Annotated in this window: 20 protein-coding genes; 12 read left to right on the forward strand and 8 right to left on the reverse strand. The window is 69.0% G+C overall.

Annotated elements, in window-relative coordinates; all coding sequences use genetic code 11:
• Positions 1-188 precede the first annotated feature (188 nt).
• On the forward strand, positions 189-434 hold the full coding sequence (locus tag AU187_RS23695; protein WP_059098976.1) for a DUF3107 domain-containing protein: 246 nt from the start codon (positions 189-191) through the stop codon (positions 432-434).
• On the opposite strand, the gene fasR is transcribed toward AU187_RS23695, so the two are convergent.
• Entirely contained in the window at positions 421-1,086 is a 666-nt protein-coding gene (gene fasR / locus AU187_RS23700) for an HTH-type transcriptional activator FasR (protein ID WP_059099082.1), read from the reverse strand. The genes AU187_RS23695 and fasR overlap by 14 nt on opposite strands.
• A gap of 162 nt (positions 1,087-1,248) precedes the next feature.
• Here fasR and AU187_RS23705 point away from each other — a divergent pair, with 162 nt between their 5' ends.
• The 3 genes from AU187_RS23705 (at position 1,249) to AU187_RS23715 (ending at position 4,563) form a co-directional block, all read left to right on the forward strand.
• Positions 1,249-2,310: a DUF3152 domain-containing protein gene (locus AU187_RS23705; RefSeq protein ID WP_082683749.1), complete on the forward strand. Its 1,062-nt coding sequence runs from the start codon at positions 1,249-1,251 to the stop codon at positions 2,308-2,310.
• A gap of 183 nt (positions 2,311-2,493) precedes the next feature.
• Positions 2,494-3,672, forward strand: coding sequence for an adenylyltransferase/sulfurtransferase MoeZ (moeZ, locus tag AU187_RS23710; RefSeq protein WP_059098975.1), 1,179 nt, complete (start codon positions 2,494-2,496; stop codon positions 3,670-3,672).
• 36 nt (positions 3,673-3,708) lie between these two features.
• Entirely contained in the window at positions 3,709-4,563 is an 855-nt protein-coding gene (locus AU187_RS23715) for a TIGR02569 family protein (protein ID WP_059099080.1), read from the forward strand.
• 71 nt (positions 4,564-4,634) lie between these two features.
• Here AU187_RS23715 and AU187_RS23720 read toward each other — a convergent pair whose 3' ends face one another.
• Complete coding sequence (locus AU187_RS23720) at positions 4,635-4,931, reverse strand: MGMT family protein (protein WP_059098974.1); 297 nt, start codon at positions 4,929-4,931, stop codon at positions 4,635-4,637.
• A gap of 2 nt (positions 4,932-4,933) precedes the next feature.
• Positions 4,934-5,725: an alpha/beta fold hydrolase gene (locus AU187_RS23725; RefSeq protein ID WP_156425409.1), complete on the reverse strand. Its 792-nt coding sequence runs from the start codon at positions 5,723-5,725 to the stop codon at positions 4,934-4,936.
• Between the two features lie 43 nt (positions 5,726-5,768).
• Between AU187_RS23725 and AU187_RS23730 the strand changes: the two genes are divergently transcribed.
• Positions 5,769-8,891, forward strand: a complete 3,123-nt coding sequence (locus tag AU187_RS23730; RefSeq protein WP_059098973.1) for an ATP-dependent helicase — start codon at positions 5,769-5,771, stop codon at positions 8,889-8,891.
• A complete protein-coding gene (locus AU187_RS23735; RefSeq protein ID WP_059167422.1) occupies positions 8,888-12,145 on the forward strand; it encodes an ATP-dependent helicase in 3,258 nt (1,085 codons plus the stop codon). The genes AU187_RS23730 and AU187_RS23735 overlap by 4 nt, the downstream gene beginning before the upstream one ends.
• On the opposite strand, the gene AU187_RS23740 is transcribed toward AU187_RS23735, so the two are convergent.
• Positions 12,142-12,546 carry a DoxX family protein gene (locus tag AU187_RS23740; RefSeq protein ID WP_059098971.1) on the reverse strand — a complete coding sequence of 135 codons (405 nt, stop codon included), beginning with the start codon at positions 12,544-12,546 and terminating at the stop codon, positions 12,142-12,144. The genes AU187_RS23735 and AU187_RS23740 overlap by 4 nt on opposite strands.
• A gap of 48 nt (positions 12,547-12,594) precedes the next feature.
• Here AU187_RS23740 and AU187_RS23745 point away from each other — a divergent pair, with 48 nt between their 5' ends.
• Together AU187_RS23745 and nudC are read left to right on the forward strand one after the other, a co-directional pair.
• Positions 12,595-13,671, forward strand: a complete 1,077-nt coding sequence (locus AU187_RS23745; protein ID WP_059098970.1) for a potassium channel family protein — start codon at positions 12,595-12,597, stop codon at positions 13,669-13,671.
• Complete coding sequence (gene nudC / locus AU187_RS23750) at positions 13,671-14,597, forward strand: NAD(+) diphosphatase (protein WP_059098969.1); 927 nt, start codon at positions 13,671-13,673, stop codon at positions 14,595-14,597. Before AU187_RS23745 ends, nudC begins: the two co-directional genes overlap by 1 nt.
• 79 nt (positions 14,598-14,676) lie before the next feature.
• On the opposite strand, the gene AU187_RS23755 is transcribed toward nudC, so the two are convergent.
• The gene (locus tag AU187_RS23755) at positions 14,677-14,928 is read right to left on the reverse strand and encodes a mycoredoxin (protein ID WP_059098968.1); all 252 of its coding nucleotides are present in this window, start codon (positions 14,926-14,928) and stop codon (positions 14,677-14,679) included.
• Between the two features lie 83 nt (positions 14,929-15,011).
• Between AU187_RS23755 and AU187_RS23760 the strand changes: the two genes are divergently transcribed.
• The 3 genes from AU187_RS23760 to AU187_RS23765 all read left to right on the forward strand — a co-directional run bounded on the left by AU187_RS23760 (position 15,012) and on the right by AU187_RS23765 (position 17,968).
• Complete coding sequence (locus tag AU187_RS23760) at positions 15,012-17,138, forward strand: ATP-dependent DNA helicase UvrD2 (RefSeq protein ID WP_059099078.1); 2,127 nt, start codon at positions 15,012-15,014, stop codon at positions 17,136-17,138.
• 112 nt (positions 17,139-17,250) lie between these two features.
• The gene (locus tag AU187_RS25600) at positions 17,251-17,445 is read left to right on the forward strand and encodes a hypothetical protein (RefSeq protein ID WP_156425410.1); all 195 of its coding nucleotides are present in this window, start codon (positions 17,251-17,253) and stop codon (positions 17,443-17,445) included.
• 277 nt (positions 17,446-17,722) lie between these two features.
• On the forward strand, positions 17,723-17,968 hold the full coding sequence (locus tag AU187_RS23765; protein WP_286132147.1) for a WhiB family transcriptional regulator: 246 nt from the start codon (positions 17,723-17,725) through the stop codon (positions 17,966-17,968).
• Positions 17,969-17,987: 19 nt separating this feature from the next.
• Here the strand turns inward: AU187_RS23765 and AU187_RS23770 are convergent, their stop codons facing one another.
• From AU187_RS23770 to AU187_RS23780, 3 genes are all read right to left on the reverse strand, one after another.
• On the reverse strand, positions 17,988-19,325 hold the full coding sequence (locus AU187_RS23770) for a macrolide-binding ATPase MABP-1 (RefSeq protein WP_059099077.1): 1,338 nt from the start codon (positions 19,323-19,325) through the stop codon (positions 17,988-17,990).
• A 42-nt stretch (positions 19,326-19,367) separates the two neighbouring features.
• Positions 19,368-20,204, reverse strand: coding sequence for a hypothetical protein (locus tag AU187_RS23775; RefSeq protein ID WP_059098966.1), 837 nt, complete (start codon positions 20,202-20,204; stop codon positions 19,368-19,370).
• Between the two features lie 113 nt (positions 20,205-20,317).
• Positions 20,318-21,697: a zinc-dependent metalloprotease gene (locus tag AU187_RS23780; RefSeq protein ID WP_059098965.1), complete on the reverse strand. Its 1,380-nt coding sequence runs from the start codon at positions 21,695-21,697 to the stop codon at positions 20,318-20,320.
• 195 nt (positions 21,698-21,892) lie between these two features.
• Between AU187_RS23780 and AU187_RS23785 the strand changes: the two genes are divergently transcribed.
• Positions 21,893-22,915, forward strand: coding sequence for a YlbL family protein (locus AU187_RS23785; protein ID WP_059099076.1), 1,023 nt, complete (start codon positions 21,893-21,895; stop codon positions 22,913-22,915).
• The last annotated feature ends 33 nt before the right edge of the window (positions 22,916-22,948 follow it).

Below are 22,948 nucleotides of genomic sequence, written 5' to 3' on the forward strand. Positions count from 1 at the left end.
CTGATGCTATCGATGCTGGAGTGACGGGTGAGGTTCAGTGGCTGGTGTGTTGGTTACGGTCCGGACTCGGTTCGGTCGCCGTTGGTCTCGGAGCTTCGCTGACCGCGAACTCACCGGCGCGCTGCGCGCGGCGCGCCGTCCATTAGCCTTGCGTCAAGTTCTTCGGTGCAACGGAAAGGGACCACGGCGTGGAGGTCAAGATCGGTGTCACGGACAGCCCGCGCGAGCTGAGCTTCAACAGCGCGCAGACACCAAGCGAGGTGGAGAAACTGTTCACCGACGCGCTGGCCAAGGACTCGGGCGTGCTGGCGCTGACCGACGAGAAGGGTCGCCGTTTCCTGGTGCAGACGTCCAAGATCGCGTACGTAGAGATCGGCGCCGCCGACGTTCGGCGCGTCGGCTTCGGGGTCGGGCTCGGGGCTAAGACCGGGTAAGCGGCACGTGTGACAGGCCGCCCCAGGCGAACTGCACGGTGCCCTCGACCGCGTCCTCCTTCGAGATCGGCCGGTCGTTGTTGAGCCAGTAGCGCGCGGAGTCCACGCTGATCGCCACCAGGCCGACCGCGATCATCCTCGCGCGGTGCGCTTCCAGTCCGGAATCGCGGCTGATCAGGTCGAACACCGCGTCGGTGCACGCCTCGGTCGCCACCTTGACCTGCGCGGCGACCTGGGGTTCGTTGACGTAGTCGTTCTCGAAGATCAGCCGGTAACCCTGGCCGTCGTGCTCGATGAAGTCGAAGAACGCCTGGACCGCGGCGCGCAACCGCTGGCGGTTGTCGGTCGTGGTGCGCAGCGCCTGACGCACCCCGGACACCAGGTTTTCGACGTGCTTGGCCAGCACCGCCAGATACAGCTCCAACTTCGACGAGAAGTGTTGGTAGAGAACCGGTTTGCTCACACCGGCCCGGTCGGCGATCTCGTCCATCCCTGCGGCGTGGTAGCCGCGATCGACGAAAACCTCGCTGGCAGCGACCAGTAGCTGACCGCGGCGCTCGTCGCGCGGCAGCCTGCCGCCCCGGCGGTTCAACACTTCGCCGCTGCCCGGCTGTGCGCCTCTCCGCGCGGCGGTGTTGGCGAGATCGCTCATCACTTCCTTCATTTGAAGTCGTCTGGCTCTATCTGGCTCGGTTTTTCGCAATGACACTACTACCGTTGGCAATGCGCGCACGTGAGGCACGGCTCACAGCGACTCCAACCGTCGGTGGCGCGCCGAGAGTTCGACTGCGCTGGCCTGTGTCATCCTGTTTCGGTGACCTACGACTCCCGCACGCGAGGAGGACAACTGGGTCCAGAGCATCGCAGCAGCGGCCGCGTGCCCGCGCTGCGCAACGAGTGGCGTGAGCCTTTGCGCGCCCAACGCGACCCGCTCGCCGAGAGCTCGGGACGGGTCAGGTCCAACCGCGCCGAGCACCGCGGAATTCGTAAGCAGACGTGGCTCGGCCGCTTCCTTTCCACCTACGGCTGGCGGGCCTACGCGCTGCCGGTGCTGATCGTGGTGACCGCGGTCGTGGTCTACCAGACGATCACCGGCACCAGCGCGCCCGCACCGATGCAGGCCGAGGGTCCGGTGCAGGGCCCGCCGACCATCGGGGTGGCCAGCACGGCGATCATCGGCGCGCCGCCGAAAGGCCTGACACAGTTCGACGCGAACCTGCCGACCGGAATCCTGCCGCAGGGCGGGCCGTTCACCCAAGCCGGCGCCAAGACGTGGCACATCGTGCCGGGCACCACCGCGCAGGTCGGGCAGGGCACCGCGAAGGTGTTCAGCTACACCGTCGAGGTCGAGAACGGCATCGACACTGCGACGTTCGGCGGCGACGAGGCGTTCGCCCGCATGGTCAGCGAGACCCTGGCCAACCCCAAGAGCTGGACGCACAATCCGCAGTTCGCCTTCGTCCGCCTCGACGCGGCGTCGAACGTCGAGCCCGACTTCCGGATCTCGCTGAGCACGCCGATGACCGTGCGTGAGGGCTGCGGATACGACATACAGCTGGAGGCGTCCTGCTACAACCCGGCTTACGCCGACGGGCAGCCGCGCGTGTTCATCAACGAGGCGCGCTGGGTGCGCGGGGCGGTGCCGTTTCAGGGCGACGTCGGCTCGTATCGGCAGTACCTGATCAACCACGAGGTCGGCCACGCGATCGGCTATCAGCGGCACGAGCCGTGCGGGGGCAACGATCAGCTGGCGCCGGTGATGATGCAGCAGACGTTCTCGACCAACAACAACGACGCCGCGCGGTTCGACCCGCAGTCGGTGCAGCCCGACAACCACACCTGCAAGCCCAACCCCTGGCCGTATCCGATCGCCTGAACGAGACCTGCGTCACCCCCTCGGGTGCGCGAGCTTGCGGGTTTGCACACGACACGCCACCTTTTCCAGTACTTCCCGCACGCTCACCGGCCGTGGAGCGGGCGGGAAGCGCTGACGTCTCATTGCTGTTGAAAGTCGTACCTGCTGAGATGGACTGCAGACGTCAATTAAGGAGATTTCTCGGTGTCTACACCGTTGCCGCCGCTGGTCGAACCGGCGGCTGAACTCACCCGCGAGGAAGTCGCGCGCTACAGCCGCCACCTCATCATCCCGGACCTCGGCCTGGACGGGCAGAAGCGGCTGAAGAACGCCCGGGTGCTCGTCATCGGCGCCGGTGGGTTGGGTTCGCCGACGCTGCTGTACCTCGCCGCGGCCGGCGTCGGCACGATCGGGATCGTCGAGTTCGACGTGGTCGACGAGTCGAATCTGCAACGCCAGATCATCCACGGCCAGGCCGACATCGGCCGATCCAAGGCCGAGAGCGCCCGTGACTCGATCCTCGACATCAACCCGCTCGTGAACGTCCGGCTGCACCAGTTCCGCCTCGAGCCCGACAACGCCGTCGAGCTGTTCGCGCAGTACGACCTGATCCTGGACGGCACCGACAACTTCGCCACCCGCTATCTGGTCAACGATGCCGCGGTGCTGGCGCACAAGCCCTATGTGTGGGGCTCGATCTACCGGTTCGAGGGTCAGATCTCGGTGTTCTGGGAGGACGCCCCCGACGGTCTGGGCCTGAACTACCGCGACCTGTACCCGGAGCCGCCCCCTCCCGGGATGGTGCCGTCCTGCGCGGAGGGCGGGGTGCTGGGCATCCTGTGCTCCTCGGTCGCGTCGGTGATGGGCACCGAGGCGATCAAGCTGATCACCGGCATCGGGGAGACGCTGCTGGGTCGCCTGATGGTCTACGACGCGCTGGACATGACGTACCGCACCATCAAGATCCGCAAGGATCCCTCCACCCCGAAGATCACCGAGCTGATCGACTACGAGGAGTTCTGCGGCGTCGTCTCCGATGCCGCCGCCGAAGCCGCTGCCGACTCCACGATCACCCCACGTGAGCTCAAGGAGCTGCTGGATTCCGGCAAACCGCTGGCGCTGATCGACGTGCGCGAGCAGGTCGAGTGGGACATCAACCGCATCGAGGGTGCCGAGCTGATCCCGAAGGGCTCCTTCGAGTCGGGCGAGGCGCTGGCTCGGCTGCCGGTCGACCGGACGCCGGTGTTCTACTGCAAGACCGGTGTGCGCTCCGCCGAAGTGTTGGCGATCGCGAAGAAGGCGGGTTTCTCCGACGCGATGCATGTTCAGGGCGGAATCGTGGCCTGGGGCAACCAACTCGAACCCGACATGGTCATGTACTAACGGCTGGTTAGCCGGAATCCGGCTTACGCTGAGGTGGTGACTGTCGAACGGCCACCGGATCATGTGCTGGCCGCGTTCGGCCTGACCGGCGTTGCGCCGGCTCCCCTCGGATCGAGCTGGGAAGGCGGCTGGCGCTGCGGCGAAGTCGTGCTGTCGATGGTCGCCGACCATGCCCGCGCCGCGTGGTCGGCCAAGGTGCGGGAAACGTTGTTCGTCGACGGAGTGCGGTTGGCGCGTCCCGTGCGCTCCACCGACGGACGGTATGTGGTCGCCGGCTGGCGCGCGGACACTTTCGTCGCGGGCACCCCGGAGCCGCGCCATGATGAGGTGGTCTCGGCCGCGGTGCGGCTGCACGAGGCGACGGCCAAGCTGGAGCGTCCGAGGTTTCTGACACAGCCGCCGGTGGCGCCGTGGGCCGACGTCGACGTGTTCATCGCCGCCGACCGCGCCGCGTGGGAGGAGCGCCCGCTGCACTCGCTGCCGCCGGGCGCACGGGTGGCGCCCGGTTCGGCCGACGGGCAGCGCTCGGTCGAACTGCTCAACCAGCTCGCCGGGTTGCGCAGGCCGACGAAGAGCCCTAGTCAACTGGTGCACGGGGACCTCTACGGCACAGTGCTTTTCGCGGGCACCGCCGCACCGGGGATCACCGACATCATCCCGTACTGGCGGCCGGCATCGTGGGCGGCCGGTGTCGTCGTGGTCGACGCGCTGTCCTGGGGAGAAGCCGACGACGGGCTCATCGAACGTTGGGGCCCGCTGCCCGAATGGCCGCAGATGTTGTTGCGCGCATTGATGTTCCGCATCGCGGTGCATGCGCTTCACCCGAGGTCGACGGCTGCCGCGTTTCCCGGACTGGCCCGCACGGCGGCCCTGGTACGACTGGTGCTCTAGAGCATGTCGAACCTGAGTTACCGGCACGCTTGCCGGCCCGCGAAACGTGTGACGGGCCCACATTCGGCACTTCAGAAGGTGTGCCGGACCTCGCTGAGCCTTATCCGGCCATCGTTCGCGAGCACGCCTTCGGCCCGCAGCCGCTCCAGCTGACGCGTCGCCAGATGCGGCGCGGGCTTTCCCGACGCGGTGATCACCCGATGCCACGGCAGGTCCGATGAGTCGGTGCGCATGATCCAGCCGACAATCCGCGGGCTGGAAAGCCCTGCGGCCTCGGCGATATCGCCGTACGTCGACACGCGACCGGCAGGGATGGACGCCACGAGAGCGCGCACTGCCTCGACCTGTTCGTCGGTGATCGCGGCCATCGCTAGGTCAGTCGTTCCCGGATCAAGGCCGCCGTCTCGGCGGGCCGCGCTTGAGCCACCATGTGGTCGCAATCCCAGTGCAGCAGCGTGAAATCCGCGCCGAGGCCATCGGTGAGCGCCGCTATCAGCTCATCGGTCGCGTACGGTGGATCGGTGCGGGCAGCGCGGACCAAAGTCGTCGGTGTGCCCTTGGCGGGCAACGCGGCCGGTCTGGCCAGCTCGCTCCAGTAGGACATCATCGCGGGAATGCTGATCCGCCAACCGACCCGGCCGGTCGGCAGGTCGACCAGGTGCTCGTCGAGTTCGCGCTCCAGCTCGTCGTCGTCCACCTCGCCCCAGGACCCGTTCACCTTCTCCGCGCGCGCCTCGGCGCGGTCGGGATAGTCGGGCGAGGCGAACATGTCGTCGGCGATGTCGCGCATCCAGCTGCCGTCCAACCCCACTGCGGGGTCGAGCAATACGAGCGCCGACACCAAATCTGGTCGCGCAGCCGCGAGATCCAACGCGATCGCACCGCCGAACGAATGCCCAACGACCACGACTGGCTCGTCGAGCAGCCCGGCCAACGCCGTCACATTGGCGTCGATCGTCCACGGCGCCGCCCATGACGAACGACCGTGGCCGAGTAGGTCCGGCGCGGCGACCGCGAACTCGGCCAGATGCCGCGTCGACAGTGTCTGCCACCGCTGCCCGTGCCCGGTCAGCCCATGGATGGCCAGTATCTGCGCTGGACCTGCCGGGCCGTAGCGGTGAACATGCAGGAGTTCGGTCACGGGTGTTGATGCTGCCAGCATCCGGCGCCGCCCACTTGTCGGACCCCCGTGGTGTCATGCGTTCATGTTCGCGCCACAGACCGACCTCGGCCCAACCGCGCTCACCGAGCCCGGCATGCGCGGCGTGGTGCGCGTGATCGGGGGTGCAGGCACCGGCAAGAGCACGCTGCTGGTTCGGACCGCGGCGGCGCACATCGCCGCGGGCATGGACCCGGAAGCCGTTCTGCTGCTGACCGGTTCGGCTCGCCTCGGGGTGCGGGCCCGCGCGGCCATCACCGCCGAGCTGCTGCAGGCGAGCTCGCACACCGCCGTGCGTGAACCGCTGGTGCGCACAGTGCACTCGTACGCGTTCGCGGTCCTGCGGATCGCGGCGCAGCGTAACGGCGACCCGCCGCCGCGGTTGATCACCGGAGCCGAACAGGACGGCATCATGCGGGAACTTCTGGCCGGCGACGTGGAGGACGGTGACCGGTCGGCGACCGCCTGGCCGCACCATCTGCGGCCGGCTTTGAGCACCGTCGGCTTCGCCAACGAGCTGCGCGATCTGCTCGCACGCTGCACCGAACGCGGTGTGGATCCCCTTGACCTGCAACGCATCGGGCGGCGCTCGAGCAGGCCCGAGTGGCTGGCGGCCGGTCAGTTCGCGCAGGCCTACGAGCAGATCATGCTGTTGCGATCGGCAGTCGGAATGGCCGCCCCCCAAGCCACCATCCCCGCACTCGGCGCGGCAGAACTGGTGGGGGCGGCGCTGGAAGCGTTCGCCACCGACGCCGACCTGCTGGCCGGCGAGCGTTCCCGCGTCAAACTGCTCCTCGTCGACGATGCGCAGCAACTCGACCCGCAGGCCGCGCGGCTGGTGCGCGTGCTGGCCCAGGGCGCCGAGCTCACCGTGCTCGCGGGTGATCCCAACCAGGCGGTGTTCGGCTACCGCGGGGCCGATCCTGCGCTGCTGCGGGGCGACGAGCCCGCGATCGTGCTGACCGAGTCCCGCCGCTGCGCACCGGCGATCGCCGATGCCATCACCGAAGTCGCGCGGCGATTGCCGGGCGCTGACCCGGGTCGTCTGCTGACCGGGACACCCGGTCCGGCGGGAACGCTCGCGGTACGTATCGCCGCCTCGCCGCATGCCGAGGCGGCGCTGATCGCCGACGCGTTGCGGCGCGCGCATCTGGTCGACGGGGTGCCCTGGTCGCAGATGGCGGTCATCGTGCGGTCCGTTCCCCGGCTCGGCGCCGCAGTGGCGCGCACGCTGGCGGCCGCGGGCGTTCCGGTCGACACGCCGTCGTCGACGCCGCTGGGTCAGCAACCCGCGGTGCGGTCGCTGCTGACCGTGCTCGCCGCGACGGCGGAGGGCTTGGACGCCGAGAAGGTCTCGGCGCTGATCACCGGACCGATCGGTCGGGTCGATCCGGTGTCGTTGCGCCAGTTGCGCCGGGCGTTGCGGCGCGCCGACGGTTCCCGGCCGCCAAGGAATTTCGTCGATCTGCTCGTCGAGGCGTTGCAGCATGGCGTCGACGGGTTGCCGGACAGCCTGTCCCGCCCGTTGAGTCGCGTGCGCAACGTGCTGGCCGCGGCGCGCCGCAGCGCCGACGACGGGGACGATCCGCGCTACACGCTGTGGCAGGCCTGGCACCGCTCGGGTCTGCAACGGCGCTGGCTGGCCGCAAGTGAACGCGGCGGCCCATCGGGTGCGCAGGCCGACCGCGATCTCGACGCCGTCACCGCGCTGTTCGACGTCGCCGAGGCATACGTCAACCGCACCCCGGCGGCATCCCTACGCGGGCTCATCGACCATGTCGCGGCTCTCGGGTTGCCCGCCCGCGACGACGGCAGCGAAGCCGAGGCGGTCGCGGTGCTCAGCGCCCACGCCGCGCTGGGCCGCGAGTGGGAGTTCGTCGTCATCGCCGGTGTACAGGAAGGGCTGTGGCCCAACACGATTCCCCGCGGTGGGGTGCTGGCCACCCAGGAGCTCGTCGACGTGCTCGACGGTGTCACCGCGGAAGGTGACCGGGGCGTGTCGACCAGGGCGCCGTTGCTGGCCGAGGAACGCCGGTTGCTCATCGCCGCGATGGGCCGCGCCCGGAGCCGCCTGCTGGTGACGGCGGTCGACAGCGACAGCGGTGACGAGTCGATGCTCCCGTCGGCGTTCTGCTACGAACTCGCCGCGCAGGCCGGTGACGATGTACCCGATACCACCACACCGGTCACCGCGCCGCGGGTGTTGGCGCCCGCCGCGCTGGTCGGGCGGTTGCGGGCGGTGGTGTGCGCAGCCGACGGCGCGGTCGACGATGATGTGCGTGCGTGTGCGGCAACGCAATTGGCGCGCCTAGCGGCGGCCGGCGTGCCGGGCGCCGACCCTGCGCACTGGCAGTCCATGACACCGCTTTCCAGCGAGGAACCGCTGTGGAGTGGCGAGGACCATACCGTGACGCTCTCGCCGTCGACGTTGCAGATGCTCACCGACTGCCCGCTGCGCTGGCTGCTCGAGCGCCACGGCGGCGCCGACGGCCGCGATGTGCGCTCCGCGGTCGGCTCGCTGGTGCACGCCCTGGTCGCCGACCCCGGTCGCACCGAAAGCCAGATGGTCAACGAGCTCGAAAAGCTCTGGCCCCACTTGCCGTTCGACTCGCGCTGGTATGCCGACAACGAACTCGGCCGCCACCGCGCGATGTTGGCGACGTTTGCGCAGTGGCGCGCGCAGACACGTGGCGAGCTCACCGAGGTGGGCACCGAGATCGACGTCGACGGGCTGGTCGTCGACGGCGAGGACGGCGGGCCCGACGTGCGGGTTCGAGGTCGGGTCGACCGCCTCGAGCGCGACAGCGAAGGCCGGCTTGTGGTGGTCGACCTCAAGACCGGCAAGAGCCCGGTGACCAAGGACGACGCGCAGAGCCACGCCCAGCTGGCGATGTATCAGCTCGCGATCGCGGAAGGCCTGCTCGGCCATGGCGATTCACCCGGCGGTGGGCGCCTGGTCTACCTCGGCAAGCCCGGCGCCGCCGGTGCCACGCAGCGCGAACAGGACGCTCTGACACCCGAGAAGCACGCCGAGTGGCGCGGCACCGTGCGCCGGGCCGCGACGGCCACTCAGGGGCCGCAATTCGTCGCGCGGATCAACGATGGATGCAGTCACTGCCCCGTGCGGTCGATGTGCCCCGCCCAAACCGCCACCGGAGGTGGGTCATGACCCCGAAATACAGTCCGGCCGAACTCGCCGCCGCGCTGGGCATGTTCGCGCCGACCGACGAGCAGGCCGCGGTGATCGCCGCACCACCTGGGCCTCTCGTGGTCATCGCGGGCGCCGGCGCGGGCAAGACCGAGACGATGGCCGCGCGGGTGGTGTGGCTGGTCGCCAACGGCTACGCCCGCCCCGGTGAGGTGCTGGGGTTGACCTTCACCCGCAAGGCCGCCGGGCAACTGCTGCGCCGCGTCCGCACGCGGCTGGCCCGCCTGTCGGGAACGGGAATCTTCGCCGCAAGCGAGAGTTACCCCCACCGCCGAGCGGCCGACGCCGACGAACCGCCCACCATCAGCACCTACCACGCCTTCGCAGGCAACCTGCTGGGCGAGCACGGGCTGCTGCTGCCCGTCGAGCCGGAGACCCGGTTGCTCAGCGAAACCGAACTGTGGCAGTTGGCTTTCCGTGTCGTCTGTGAGCACCCCGAGCTGGACACCGAGAAGACACCGGCGGCGGTCACCTCAATGGTGCTGCGGCTGGCGGGCCAGCTCGCCGAGCACCTCGTCGACACCGACCAGTTGCGCGATACCCACGTCGAACTTGAGCGGCTGGTGCACACGCTGCCCGCCGGGCCGTACCAACGCGACCGCGGCCCGAGCCAGTGGCTGCTGCGGCTGCTGGCCACCCAGACGGAGCGCACCGAACTGGTGCCGCTGATCGACGAGCTGCATCGCCGGATGCGGGCCGAGAAGGTGATGGACTTCGGCATGCAGATGGCCTCGGCGGCCCGGCTCGCCGAGCAGTTCCCGCGCGTCGGGGAGCAACTGCGCACCCGCTATCGGGTGGTGCTGCTCGACGAGTACCAGGACACCGGCCATGCGCAGCGGGTCGCGTTGTCGTCGTTGTTCGGTGGCGGCGTGGACGACGATCTCGCGCTGACCGCCGTCGGCGACCCCATCCAGTCGATCTACGGCTGGCGCGGCGCATCGGCCACCAATCTGCCGCGCTTCACCACCGACTTCCCCCGCTCGGACGGCACGCCGGCGCCCACGCTGGAACTGCGCACCAGCTGGCGCAATCCGCCACGCGCTCTTTACCTGGCCAACGCGGTGTCCGCGCAGGCGCGGAGCCGTTCGGTGGCGGTGCGTTCACTGCGGCCGCGGCCCGACGCCGCACCGGGAATCATCCGGTGTGCCCTGTTGAACAACGTTGTGGCCGAACGTGAGTGGGTTGCCGACCACATCGCCGACCTTTATCACGGGGCACGCGGCCGCGGCCCGGCACCCACGACCGCCGTGTTGGTGCGGCGTAACGCCGACGCCGCGCCGATGGCCGACGCACTCACTGCGCGCGGCGTGCCGGTCGAAGTCGTCGGGCTGGCGGGTCTGCTCGGTGTGCCGGAGGTGGCCGACGTGGTGGCAATGCTGCGGCTGATCGCCGACCCCACGGCGGGCAGCGCGGCCATGCGGGTGCTCACCGGGCCGCGGTGGCGGCTGGGCGGCCGCGACATCACGGCCCTGTGGCGGCGCGCGGTGCGACTCGACGACACCGGCAGCGTGGAGTCCGCGGGCGCCGCCGAGCGGATCGCCACGCAGGCCGGCCCCGACGCCGATGCCGCATGCCTGGCCGAAGCCGTCATCGATCCCGGTGCGCCCGAGGCATATTCGTCGACGGGTTATGCCCGGATCGTGGCGTTGGGCCGTGAGCTGACCGCGCTGCGCGCGCACCTTTCGCACCCGCTGCCCGAACTCGTCGCCGAAGTGCGCCGGGTTCTCGGCGTCGACACCGAGGTGCGCGCGCGCCGTCCGGTCTCCGCGGGCTGGACCGGTACCGAACATCTCGACGCGTTCGCCGACGTGGTGGCGGACTTCGCCAGCCGTCCCGGCGCCGCGGTCGCGGGGTTTCTGGCTTACCTCGATGCCGCCGAACAGGTGGAGAACGGCCTCGCACCCGCTGAGGCATCCGTCGCGACCGACCGGGTGCAGATCCTGACCATCCACGCGGCGAAGGGACTCGAATGGCAGGTGGTGGCCGTTCCGCACCTGAGCGGCCGGGTGTTCCCGTCCACCGGCGCGGCCCGCACCTGGCTCACCGACGCCGGCGATCTGCCGCCGCTGCTGCGTGGCGATCGGGCCACCACATCCGAGCACGGCGTCCCGGTACTCGACACCGCCGATGTGAACGACCGCAAGCGGCTGTCCGATGCCATTGCCGAGCACAAGAAGAGCCTCGAGCAGCGCCGCATCGACGAGGAGCGCCGGTTACTTTATGTGGCGCTCACCCGCGCCGAAGACACGCTGCTGCTGTCGGGTCACCACTGGGGGGCGGCCGAGGGCAAGGCGCGCGGGCCGTCGGAATTCCTGTGTGAGCTCAAGGATGTCATAGACGGGTCCGCCGCCGCGGGCGAACCGTGCGGCATCGTCGAACATTGGGCGCCCGCGCCCACCGACGGTGAACCGAATCCGTTGCGCGACGAGGTGATCGAAGCCGTGTGGCCCGCCGACCCGGCCGGTTCGCACCGTGTCGACGTCGAGCGGGGCGCCGCGCGGGTGGCCGAGGCGATGGCGGGTGGAGCCGGCGAGGAACCCGTCGACTCCGATGAAGGCTGGGCGGCCGACGTCGACGCGCTCATCGCCGAACGCGACCGGGTCACCGAAACACCGCCGCCGCCGCTGCCCCTTCAGGTGTCGGTCAGCACGCTGGTGGAACTCGGCAGGGATTCCGAGGCGGTCAGGCAGCGCTTGCGCCGTAGGCTGCCACTGCGCCCCGACCCGCATGCGTTGCTGGGCACGGCGTTTCACGACTGGGTGCAGCGCTTCTACCACGCCGAGCGGCTGTTCGACCTCGACGAACTGCCGGGCGCGGTCGACCACGACGCCGCCGTCGCCGATGAACTGGCCGAACTGCAGGCGGCGTTCGCGGTGTCGCCATGGGCCGCCCGCACCCCGATCGATGTGGAGGTCCCGTTCGACATGGTCATCGGGGGAAGGGTGGTGCGGGGCCGTATCGACGCGGTTTTCGCCGACGACGACGGCGGTGTCACCGTGGTGGACTGGAAGACCGGAGAGCCGCCGAGCACGCCGGAAGCCAAGCAACACAACGCAGTTCAGTTGGCGGTGTACCGGCTGGCGTGGGCGGCGCTGCACGGCTGCGCGGTCGAATCGGTGCGGGCCGCGTTCCACTATGTCCGCAGCGGCACGACGGTCACCCCCGATTCACTGCCCGGCGTCGAGGAACTCGCCGGACTGCTGGAGGCGGCCTAGGACTCGCGGTATACCTTCACAGCCTCGAGGATCATCGGAACCTGCAGCGGCAGACGGGCAATCGCGCCTAGCCGCATCGGCAGCGGCTTGGCCGGCTCTTTGGACCACAGCCGGACCATGTTGACGTTGGCCGGGAACACCGCGAGGAACAACGCCACCGCGGCGAGTGCGCCGACGCGTCGTGTCCGCGGCGCGAGCAGCAGGCCGGCCACTCCGAGTTCGGCGACACCCGACGCATACGTGTAGAACCGCGGGCTGCCCGGCAGCTCGGCGGGAACGATGGTGTCGAACGGCTTGGGCGCGACGAAGTGCAACGTTCCGATTCCGAGCAGGCCGGCCGCCATCCGGTAGGCGCGCGACGAGGTGGGCGGTTGGCCCAGTTCGGGCGTGGGAGAGGTCATGATTACATTGTGGCGTGCACACCCCTGCGGGACCGGTAACGGGTCCTCGTGGCAAAAGGTAGGCTGCGGCGCCGGCTCGCCGCAATCGAGCAGGACCTGACCTCGCAGCCGGACTCCCGGCTCGTCGACATCCTGCGAATCCCCGAGCCGTTCGTCAGCCCCACCCAGCGGATCATCCGGCGGGTCATCTATGCGACGGCGGCGCTGTTCGCGGCGGTTCTCATCGTCTATCTGGACCGCGACGGTTACCGCGACGTGCAGGACAACACGCTGTCACTGCTGGACTGCCTGTACTACGCGACAGTGTCACTGTCGACGACCGGCTACGGCGACATCACGCCGTTCACGCCCGAAGCCCGGTTGATCAACGTGCTGGTGATCACGCCGCTGCGGGTGGCGTTCCTGATCGTGCTGATCGGTACCACAGTGGAGACGCTGACCAGCCAGTCGCGCGCGGCATTGAAGATCCAGCGATGGAGGAGCAGAGTGCGCAACCACACCGTCGTCATCGGCTACGGCACCAAGGGCAGGACGGCAGTCGCCGCGATGGTCGGAGACGAGGTCGCCCCCGCCGACATCGTCGTCGTCGACCTGAACGCCGGGGCGCTCGAGCGCGCCCGCAGTGCCGGGCTGGTCACCGTCCACGGCGACGCCACCAAAGCCGACATCCTGCGCCTGGCCAGTGCCCAGCACGCGAAATCGATCATCGTGGCTACCGACGACGACGCCAGCGCCGTGCTGGTCACGTTGACGGCGCGAGAACTGGCGCCGAACGCCAAGATCATCGCCGCCGCCCGCGAATCGGACAATCAGCATCTGCTGCGGCAGTCGGGCGCCGATTCCACCGTGGTGTCCTCGGAGACCGCCGGCCGGCTGCTCGGCATCGCCACCCAGACGCCCAGCGTCGTCCAGGTCATGGAAGATCTGCTCACACCGGATGCCGGCTTTGCAATCGCCGAACGGGAAGTGACGCCCAAAGAGGTGGGTGGATCGCCGCGCCATCTGCACGACATCGTGCTCGGCGTGGTGCGCGACGGCCAGTTGCTTCGGGTCGACTCACCGGAGGTGGACACGGTCGAGTCCGGCGACCGGCTGCTCTACATCCGCAGCGCGGACTCCGAGTGATGGCGCCGTTCCGGCTACGTAACGTCCCCCTGCTGTCCCGCGTCGGTGCCGACCGCGCCGACGCCCTGCGCACCGACGTCGACGCGGCACTGGCCGGTTGGCCCGACGCGCTGGTGCTGCGTGTCGACCGCCGCAACCAGGTGTTGATCGCCGACGGCCGGGTCGTGCTCGGCGATGCCGCCAAACTGGGCGATCGGCCACCCGAAAGCGCGGTGTTCCTGGGCCGGCTCAACGACGGTCGTCATGTGTGGGCGATCCGGGGTGCGCTCGAAGGGCCGCAGGATCCGCACACCGAGACCGAGGTGCTCGACCTGCGCCGGGCCGGCCAGGTGTTCGACGATGTCAGCGCGCAACTCGTCGCGACCGCGACCGCGTTGCTCAACTGGCATGACAGTGCGCGCTTCAGCGCGGTGGACGGGTCACCGACCAAGGCCGTCAAGGGCGGATGGGCGCGGATCAACCCGGTCAACGGCCACGAGGAGTTTCCCCGCATCGACCCCGCCGTCATCTGCCTGGTGCACGACGGCCACGACCGCGCTGTACTGGCCCGTCAGACGGTGTGGCCGGAGCGGCTGTTCTCGATACTCGCGGGCTTCGTCGAGGCGGGTGAGTCGTTCGAAAGCTGCGTCGTCCGCGAGATCGCCGAGGAGATCGGCCTGACCGTGACCGACGTGACCTACCTCGGCAGCCAGCCGTGGCCGTTCCCACGGTCGCTGATGGTCGGCTTCCACGCGATCGGCGACCCCGAGCAGGAGTTCTCGTTCAACGACGGCGAGATCGCCGAGGCGGCCTGGTTCACCCGCGCCGAGATCCGCGACGCCCTCGAACATGGCGACTGGAGCAGCGACTCCACGTCGCGGCTGCTGCTCCCGGGATCGATCTCGATCGCCCGCGAGATCATCGAATCCTGGGCCGCGCAGGATTGAACGTTTCCCGGCGAGCAGACGCGAATTGCCCTTGAAACAGGGCATTTCGGGGCACTTTACGTCTGCTCGCGGTAGAAAATCAGCCAGCCAGCTTGGCCTTGACTTCGCGCGCGGTCGGGTTCGTCAACGTCGAACCGTCGGGAAGCTTCAGCGTCGGCACGGTCTGGTTGCCGCCGTTGGCCGAGGCCACGAACTCGGCCGCCGCGGGATCGTTCTCGATGTCGACCTCGGTGAACGCGATGCCTTCCGCTTGCAGCGCCTTCTTCAGGCGCACGCAATAGCCACACCAGGTGGTGGTGTACATGATCACGGGGGTCTGTGCTGCGCTCATAACGCGTTCAACGTAACCGATGGAGTAAACATGCCCGACGGCGTACCGGCCATTTGTCACCGGCCCCTGCCAAGATGGACCGCATGTCGGTAGAGGCCGCTTCGGTGCGCAGTGGCTCGCACCCGATCGACGACCTCGATGAGGAGCAGCGCGAGGCCGTGCTCGCTGCCCGCGGACCGGTGTGCGTGCTCGCCGGCGCCGGCACCGGCAAGACGCGCACCATCACGCGCCGCATCGCCCACCTCGTGGCGGGCGGACACGTCGCGCCCGGCCAGGTGCTCGCGGTGACGTTCACCTCGCGCGCGGCGGGGGAGATGCGCGGTCGCCTGAGGGCGCTCGACGCCGCTGCCGGAGGGGTGGGCACCGGTTCGGTGCAGGCGATGACGTTTCACGCCGCCGCCCGCCGCCAACTCTCGTACTTCTGGCCCCGCGTCGTCGGCAACACCAGCTGGGAACTGCTCGACACCAAGTTCGCGGTGGTGGCGCAGGCTGCGAACCGGGCCGGCCTGTCGACGGCCACCGACGACGTGCGTGACCTCGCAAGCGAGATCGAGTGGGCGAAGGCATCGTTGATCAGCCCCGAGGCGTATCCCGGCGCGGTCGCGCAGGCCGGCCGCGACATCCCGTTCGACGCGGCCAAAGTGGCGGCGGTCTACACCGGCTACGAGGCGCTCAAGGCCCGTCGCGACGGCACGACCCTGCTGGACTTCGACGACCTCCTTCTGCACACGGCCGCGGCGATCGAGACCGACGCCGCGGTGGCGCAGGAGTTCCGCGACCGCTACCGCTGTTTCGTCGTCGACGAGTACCAGGACGTCACGCCCTTGCAGCAGCGGGTGCTCGACGCCTGGCTCGGCGAGCGCGACGACCTGACCGTCGTCGGCGACGCCAACCAGACCATCTACTCGTTCACCGGCGCCACCCCCCGCTACCTTCTGGACTTCTCCCGGCGCTTCCCCGACGCGGCCGTCGTCCGCCTCGAACGCGACTACCGGTCCACTCCGCAGGTGGTGTCGCTGGCCAATCGGGTCATCGCCGCCGCGCGCGGCCGGATGGCGGGCAGCAGGCTGCACCTGGTCGGGCAGCGTGACCCCGGCCCGGCACCGACGTTCGCCGAGTACCCCGACGAGGTCGCCGAGGCCAACGCGGTGGCCAAACACGTCAAACGGCTGCTCGAATCCGGCACCGAACCGGCCGAGATCGCGGTGCTGTACCGGATCAATGCGCAATCGGAGGTCTACGAGGAAGCGCTCACCGAAGCCGGTGTGCCGTACCAGGTCCGCGGCGGCGAAGGGTTCTTCAGCCGCCAGGAGATCCGGCAGGCGCTGGTGGCGCTGCAGCGGGCAGCCGATCGTGACGTCGACGGCACACTGCCCGAGGTGGTGCGCGCCGTGTTGGAGCCGCTGGGGTTGACCGCCGAACCCCCCGCCGGCACCAGGGCGCGCGAGCGGTGGGAGGCGCTGACCGCCCTCGCGGAACTCGTCGACGAAGAGGTCGCGCTGCGCCCGTCACTCGACTTGCAGGCTCTGCTCGTCGAACTGCGGCAGCGCGCCGACGCCCGGCATCCTCCGACAGTGCAGGGCGTCACGCTCGCGTCGCTGCATGCGGCCAAAGGCCTCGAGTGGGACGCCGTGTTCCTGGTCGGCCTCGCCGATGGCACGCTACCGATCTCCCACGCCCTCGCGCACGGCCCCGACAGCGAAGCGGTGGAAGAGGAGCGGCGGCTCCTCTACGTCGGGATCACCAGGGCCCGAGTGCATTTGGCGCTGAGCTGGGCGCTGGCCCGGACGCCCGGTGGACGCCAGGGCCGCAAGCCGTCCCGCTTCCTCAACGGCATCGCGCCGCAGTCGTCGCGCGTCGGGGACACCCCGGCGAAGCCTCGGCGTGCGCGAGGCGCCACCCCGCGCTGCCGCGTGTGCAACAGCGTCTTGACCGCACCGCCCGCGATCATGCTGCGCCGCTGCGAAAGTTGCCCGTCCGACATCGACGAGCAACTGCTCACCGAACTCAAGGACTGGCGGCTGCGCACCTCCAAGGAGATGAGCGTGCCGGCCTACGTGGTGTTCACCGACAACACGCTGATCGCGATCGCCGAGACGCTGCCCACTGACGACGCCGCGCTGGTCGCGATTCCGGGCATCGGCGCCCGCAAGCTCGAGCAGTACGGCGCCGATGTGCTCGCAATGGTCAAGGGCCGCCAATCGTCGTAAAAATGGTGCCAAACGCGCAGGTCAGAAAATCGGTTGTGTGCTGCGGCTGTTACCCTTAGCCTCGACATCGCACCGCTTGGGTGTCTTTTGTGCGAGAGGAGGGGCCGACATCGTGGGTAGCAATAGCGCGTTCAACGGCGTAGGCGCGGCCATTCCGGCTGCCGGTATGCCGCGGGTCCTCCATGTCGCCGCCGCCGCTGGGGCCCATCCCGCGCATGCCGCCGGTGCCGCCGCTGCCATCACCCCGCAGCGCAAGCGCCGCGCCGCCGCCGCGACTGCATTGTCCGTCGATCGGGGCACCACTTAGGTAAAGCCACGATCTCCGCCACAGAGGCCACGGACCCGCAGTCAATCGGATCCGTGGCCTTCGTGTTTCGAAAGCCGTTCGAAGCCTCGAAGACTCGGTCCCGGATCTAGCCAGAACTGACCCGAAGAGATACGAAACCAAGGAAGCCGAGGTACGAGCCATGTCATCTGCGGTGTGGGGGCACTCCCCACGCGAGCGGGGGGCCCACCCGCCCGAAGGGCAGGGGGACGCTCGCGCGAAGAGCGTCCCATCGGGGACATGCCGGGAGAAGACGAAGCTGGCGGTGCCGTGTCACAGAGCCGATCCGGATCTGTGGTTCGCCGAGGACCCCGTCGAACTCGAGCGGGCCAAGGCGTTGTGCGCGGATTGCCCGATCCGCCGCGAATGCCTGGCCGCGGCGCTGGAACGTCAAGAGCCGTGGGGCGTTTGGGGTGGCGAGATCCTGGAGCGGGGTACCGTCATCGCCCGCAAGCGGCCGCGGGGCCGGCCCCGCAAGGACGCGAAAAACCCTGTCGCCGCATGACTTTCGGTGTCAGGTGCCGCTAGACCTCGTCGGGGTTGGCGAAGCCCGGGACGTACTCATCGGCGATGCGCCGAGTGTCGACGTGGGCGTCGAGCTGGCAGGAGATCGCGACGATCGACGCGATCACCCGCATGGGAATCGCCAACTTCGGCGGGATGTCCATCTGCCGAGCGGTCTTGATCTGCCCGCCGAACCGGTCGAATTCCAACAACGTCATGCGCTGCAGCCACGAACGGCGGTAGTGGAAAATCGGAACCTGCAGCGGCTCGACGTACTGCTTGAGCATGTCGTCGATCTCGCGAATGGAGACCTGCTGGCCTTTCTGGATGAAGCCGGCTTTCTCCATCGTGGGCAGCAGCTTGTCGTAGTTCTTGTCGACGGCGTAGCGGAGAATCTGGCCGAGTTCGATCGGCCAGCCGCCCGGCATCGGCGCCACCGCGCCGAAGTCGATGACACCCATCTTGTCGCCGGGCAGCAGCATGAAGTTTCCGGGATGGGCGTCGCCGTGCACCATTTCGAGCCGGCGCGGCGCATCATCGCAGAACTCGAACAGCCGGGTGGCCATCAGGTCACGCTGTTCCTGAGTGCCCTCGCGGATGATCTGTGACAGTGGGATGCCCTCGATCCACTCCTGAATGACGACCTTGGGGGCGCTGGCAACCACCTTGGGCACCAAGAACTTCGGGTCCCCGTCGTATGCCTTGGCGAACGCGCGCTGGTTGTCGGCCTCCAGTCGGTAATCCAACTCCATTTCGGTGCGCTCGATGAGTTCGTCGACAATGCCTTGAACGTCGGCGCCCGGGGCCAACTGCTTGAGCACACCGACCATGCGCTGCATGGTCTTTAGGTCGGCTCGCAGCGCCTCGTCGGCGCCGGGGTACTGGATCTTGACCGCCACCTCACGCCCGTCGGACCACACCGCCTTGTGGACCTGACCGATGCTGGCCGAAGCGATCGCCTTGTCGTCGAACGACTGGAACCGCTCGCGCCACTTGGTGCCCAGTTGCTGATCCAGCACCCGGTGCACCTTGGCCGCCGGCAGCGGCGGCGCCTCGCGTTGCAGCTTGGTCAGCGCCTCGCGGTACGGCTTGCCGTAGCGCTCGGGAATCGCGGCCTCCACCACCGACAGCGCCTGGCCGACCTTCATCGCGCCGCCCTTGAGCTCACCGAGCACGGTGAACAGTTGCTGGGCCGCCTTGTCCATCAGCTCGGCGTTGACCTCGTCTTTCGACTTACCGGTCAGCCGTTTACCGAAGCCCAACGCGGCCCGGCCCGCCATGCCGACCGGCAGGCTGGCCAGCTTGGCGTTTCGCGCGGCCCGACCCCGCTTGATGTCACTCACCAGACCATCATCCACGACGGTGCTGAACACCCCGCAACGACTTGCCAACAATGGATGTCAACATCCACAGCGCGGATGACGCGACCACCGCCTCGCCACCACGGAACCCACGTTGATGTCGAACTCCAGCGTCGTGTCGAGCGTCGGCGGCGGCTCGGCGAAGCGGCTCATGTCGGCGCCGCCGCGGACGGCGCGGATGACCCGGTCGACCTGGTTCAGCGCGAGCGCGGCCGTGCCCAACACGGTCGCCCGATCGGCGCTTCCGACGGTGTGGCGCAACTGCGCGGCGACCGCCGGCCACGCCGCGTCCCGGTCGCTCCGATGCAGGTCCGCACACCCGAGGCAGCTCGTCACGCCGGGGATGACCAACGGCCCGACCAGGCCGACGCCGTCGCGCACGCGCACCGGCAGGTGTGGCACCTCGGCGGCGTGCAACTCGCGCACCACGCGCGGGTCGGCCACCAGGTAGTCGGTGAACACCACCAGATCGGTCGGCTCGGTCGGCGCACCGGTGTCGGTCCGGTTGCTGTGGGTGAGGCGCGCACCCGAACACCGCAGCGCGGTGTCGAGCAGATCGGACAGCGGGCCGCGGCCATGGATGCGCACCGCCGCGGCGCGGCCTCGTCGAACCCGGGTGGTGGTCACCAGACCGGCGTCAACCAACAATCCGATGAAGTCTTCGACGATTGCCCCGTCAACCGCCGGTGCGTGGGCCTGCAGGTCGGCCAGGCTCGCACCCGATTGCAGATGGCGCAGCATGCTCGCCGCTGTTGCCGCGGGCAGCCACGCCGGAGGACGGATCATGACCGCGCGCCGCGGGTCCCAGCCCACCTGCACGGCGCCGTCCGGGCGCAGCAGCACCGGTGTCGCCGCGCTCAGCGCGTATCGCGTCATCGATCGAGCGTGCCACGCCGCGCGACGGCCGCCGGTAGTTATCCACAGGCGTCAGCGCAGCGGGATTTCGGTGTGGCCGGTTGCGCTGAGCGCGACCAACTACACCCGAATCACTATTGGTCGTCGCCTTTACCGCGATCGGGGTTCTGGATGTCCTTCTCGAGGTCGGCGATCGCCTCCTCGATGGCGCTGTCCATCCCGCTGGTGTCGCCGCCGATCATCCGGTCGATGAATCCGGCCGGCTCGTCGAGGTCCTTGGCGGTGGGCAGCAAGTCCGGATGCTGCCATACCGCGTCGCGGCCATCGGAGCCGACGGCCTCGGTCAACCGCTCCCAGAGCACCGCGGCCTCCCGCATCTTGCGCGGCCGCAGTTCCAGCCCCACCAGGGTCGCGAAGGTCTGCTCTGCCGGCCCGCCGGTGGCCCGGCGCCTGCGCAGCACCTCCGCCAGCGCCGCCGTGCCGGGAATGCGGTCGCCGAGCGCATTGGTGACGACCGTCTGCACCCACCCCTCGATCAGCGCCAGCAGCGTCTCCAGCCGCTCCAGCGCCGCGGTCTGCTCCGGCGTCGCCTTCGGCTCGAAGATGCCCTGATTGAGCAGTTGTTCCATCTGCGCCGGGTCGGTCAGCGCCGCCGGATTGATGCCCGAGGCCAGTTCTTCGATGCCGCTCATGTCGATCTTCATGCCGCGGGCGAACGCCTCGACCGCATTCAGCAGCTGGCTGGCCAGCCACGGCACGTGGCTGAACAGGCGGTGGTGGGCTGCCTCGCGGGCGGCGAGGAAGGTGAGGATCTCGCTGCGCGGCTGCTCGAGACCCTCGGACAGCGACTCGACCGCCTCCGGCATCAGTGCGGCCACCCCTTTGGGGCCGAGCGGCAGCCCGATGTCGGTGGAGGTCAACACTTCTCGCGACAGCTTGCCCAGCGCCTGACCCAGTTGTGAGCCGAACGCCATTCCGCCCATCTGCGTCATCATCGACAGCAGGGGACCGGCCATGGTCCTGGCCTCGTCGGGCAGCGTGGACGCCCACACCGTCGAGATCTGTTCGGCGACCGGGTCGCACAACCGCTTCCACGTTTCGAGCGTGTTGTCGATCCAGTCCGTCGGCGTCCACGCGACGGCCTTGCTGGTGCCCGCCGGCAGCGCCGTCACGCCGTCCAGCCAGGTTTCGGCGAGGTGCACGGCGTCGGCGATTGCCGCACTCGTCTTTTCCGGTACCGGCGCGACGAAGCCGATCTGGCTCGACGCCAGCTGCCGGGCCAGGTCGTAGTTCACCGGTCCGGACTGCTTGCCGGCGGCCATCGCGCCGCCCGCCCCGCTGAACATCTCGCCGAGCTTGCTGAAAATCTGGCCCAGCTGCGACATGTCGAACTCGGACCCGCCTTGAGAACCCATGCCGAACGGGTCGGCGCCGGACCCCTGATCGGGATCCTTCTTGCGCTTGTCGCGCTCGGGGTCGTCCCCGGCGGAGAAGCCGAAAGGCGGGTCAGCCATGCCTCAACCGTACTCACCGACCGCCGGAGATGTGGCTGGGCAGGTCACGCTGACAGCGAACCCCGGTCCGAGCGCCGATTTCTGCGCGACGGTCGTGCTCCGGCCGGATTTCACAGCCCCGGGGGTGGAAGTCGCGAACGGTCCGGACCCGGCGTGACCAAGGGCACCGACGCCGCAACCTTTACATTGGGCGGCGTGAACAGGCGGACTTTGACGTTGCTCGTCGCGCTCGTCCCGATCCTGGCCTTCGGCGTGCTCGCGTCGGTGGCGGTGGTGCCTTACGTGTCACTGGGCCCGGGGCCGACGTTCAACACGCTCGGCGAGGTCGAGGGTAAGCAGGTCGTCGACATCGAGGGCGCCGACGTCTATCCCACGTCTGGGCATCTGAACATGACCACGGTGTCCCAGCGCGACCAGCTCACGCTGGGCCAGGCGATGGCGTTGTGGCTCTCGGGCCGCGAGCAGCTGGTGCCGCGTGATCTGGTCTACCCGCCAGACATGACGCGCGAAGAGGTCAACGAGGCCAACACCACCGACTTCCGCAACTCCGAACGCAGCGCCGAATACGCCGCGCTGCACTACCTGGATTTTCCGATGGCGGTGACGGTGGAGAACGTCAACGACGACGGACCGTCGGCGGGCAAGCTGAAGGACGGCGACGCGATCGACGGCGTCAACGGCAAGCCGGTGGCCACCCTCGAGGAGTTCCAGGCCTTGCTCGAGCACACCAAACCGGGTGACACCGTGGTGCTCGACTACCGCCGTAAGGACGGCCCGCCCGGCGTCGCCACCATCACGCTGGGCAAGCATCCCGAAGGCGACCAGGGCTACCTCGGTATCGGCGTGCTTGACGCGCCCTGGGCGCCGTTCTCGATCGACTTCAACCTCGCCAACATCGGCGGTCCGTCCGCGGGGTTGATGTTCTCCCTGGCAGTGGTCGACAAACTGACCACCGGTGACCTCACCGACGGCGAGTTCGTCGCGGGCAGCGGAACGATCTCCGGGGACGGCGAGGTCGGCTCGATCGGCGGCATCACCCACAAGACGCAGTCCGCGCGGGAGGCGGGCGCGACCGTTTTCCTGGTGCCCGCGGACAACTGCGAGGAAGCCAAGACGGCCCCGCAGGACGGTCTCGAACTGGTCAAAGTCGATACCTTGGCGCAGGCCGTCGACGCTTTGAAGACGTTGTCCGCCGGTGGCGAACGCCCCCATTGCTAGGTGATTGGCCGGCCACCGCCCGCCGGTGGTTGC

Origin of the sequence: Mycobacterium sp. IS-1556 (assembly GCF_001499985.1) — a bacterium.
In the GTDB taxonomy this organism is placed as follows: domain Bacteria; phylum Actinomycetota; class Actinomycetes; order Mycobacteriales; family Mycobacteriaceae; genus Mycobacterium.

Coding starts and splice junctions, on each gene's coding strand:
- fasR (WP_059099082.1), bottom strand. CDS start 1,086: ATGAGCGATCTCGCCAACACCGCCGCGCGGAGAGGCGCACAGCCGGGC.
- AU187_RS23780 (WP_059098965.1), bottom strand. CDS start 21,697: ATGGCTGACCCGCCTTTCGGCTTCTCCGCCGGGGACGACCCCGAGCGC.
- AU187_RS23775 (WP_059098966.1), bottom strand. CDS start 20,204: ATGACGCGATACGCGCTGAGCGCGGCGACACCGGTGCTGCTGCGCCCG.
- AU187_RS23735 (WP_059167422.1), top strand. CDS start 8,888: ATGACCCCGAAATACAGTCCGGCCGAACTCGCCGCCGCGCTGGGCATG.
- AU187_RS23730 (WP_059098973.1), top strand. CDS start 5,769: ATGTTCGCGCCACAGACCGACCTCGGCCCAACCGCGCTCACCGAGCCC.
- AU187_RS23755 (WP_059098968.1), bottom strand. CDS start 14,928: ATGAGCGCAGCACAGACCCCCGTGATCATGTACACCACCACCTGGTGT.
- AU187_RS23740 (WP_059098971.1), bottom strand. CDS start 12,546: ATGACCTCTCCCACGCCCGAACTGGGCCAACCGCCCACCTCGTCGCGC.
- nudC (WP_059098969.1), top strand. CDS start 13,671: ATGGCGCCGTTCCGGCTACGTAACGTCCCCCTGCTGTCCCGCGTCGGT.
- AU187_RS23725 (WP_156425409.1), bottom strand. CDS start 5,725: ATGCTGGCAGCATCAACACCCGTGACCGAACTCCTGCATGTTCACCGC.
- AU187_RS23760 (WP_059099078.1), top strand. CDS start 15,012: ATGTCGGTAGAGGCCGCTTCGGTGCGCAGTGGCTCGCACCCGATCGAC.
- AU187_RS23720 (WP_059098974.1), bottom strand. CDS start 4,931: ATGGCCGCGATCACCGACGAACAGGTCGAGGCAGTGCGCGCTCTCGTG.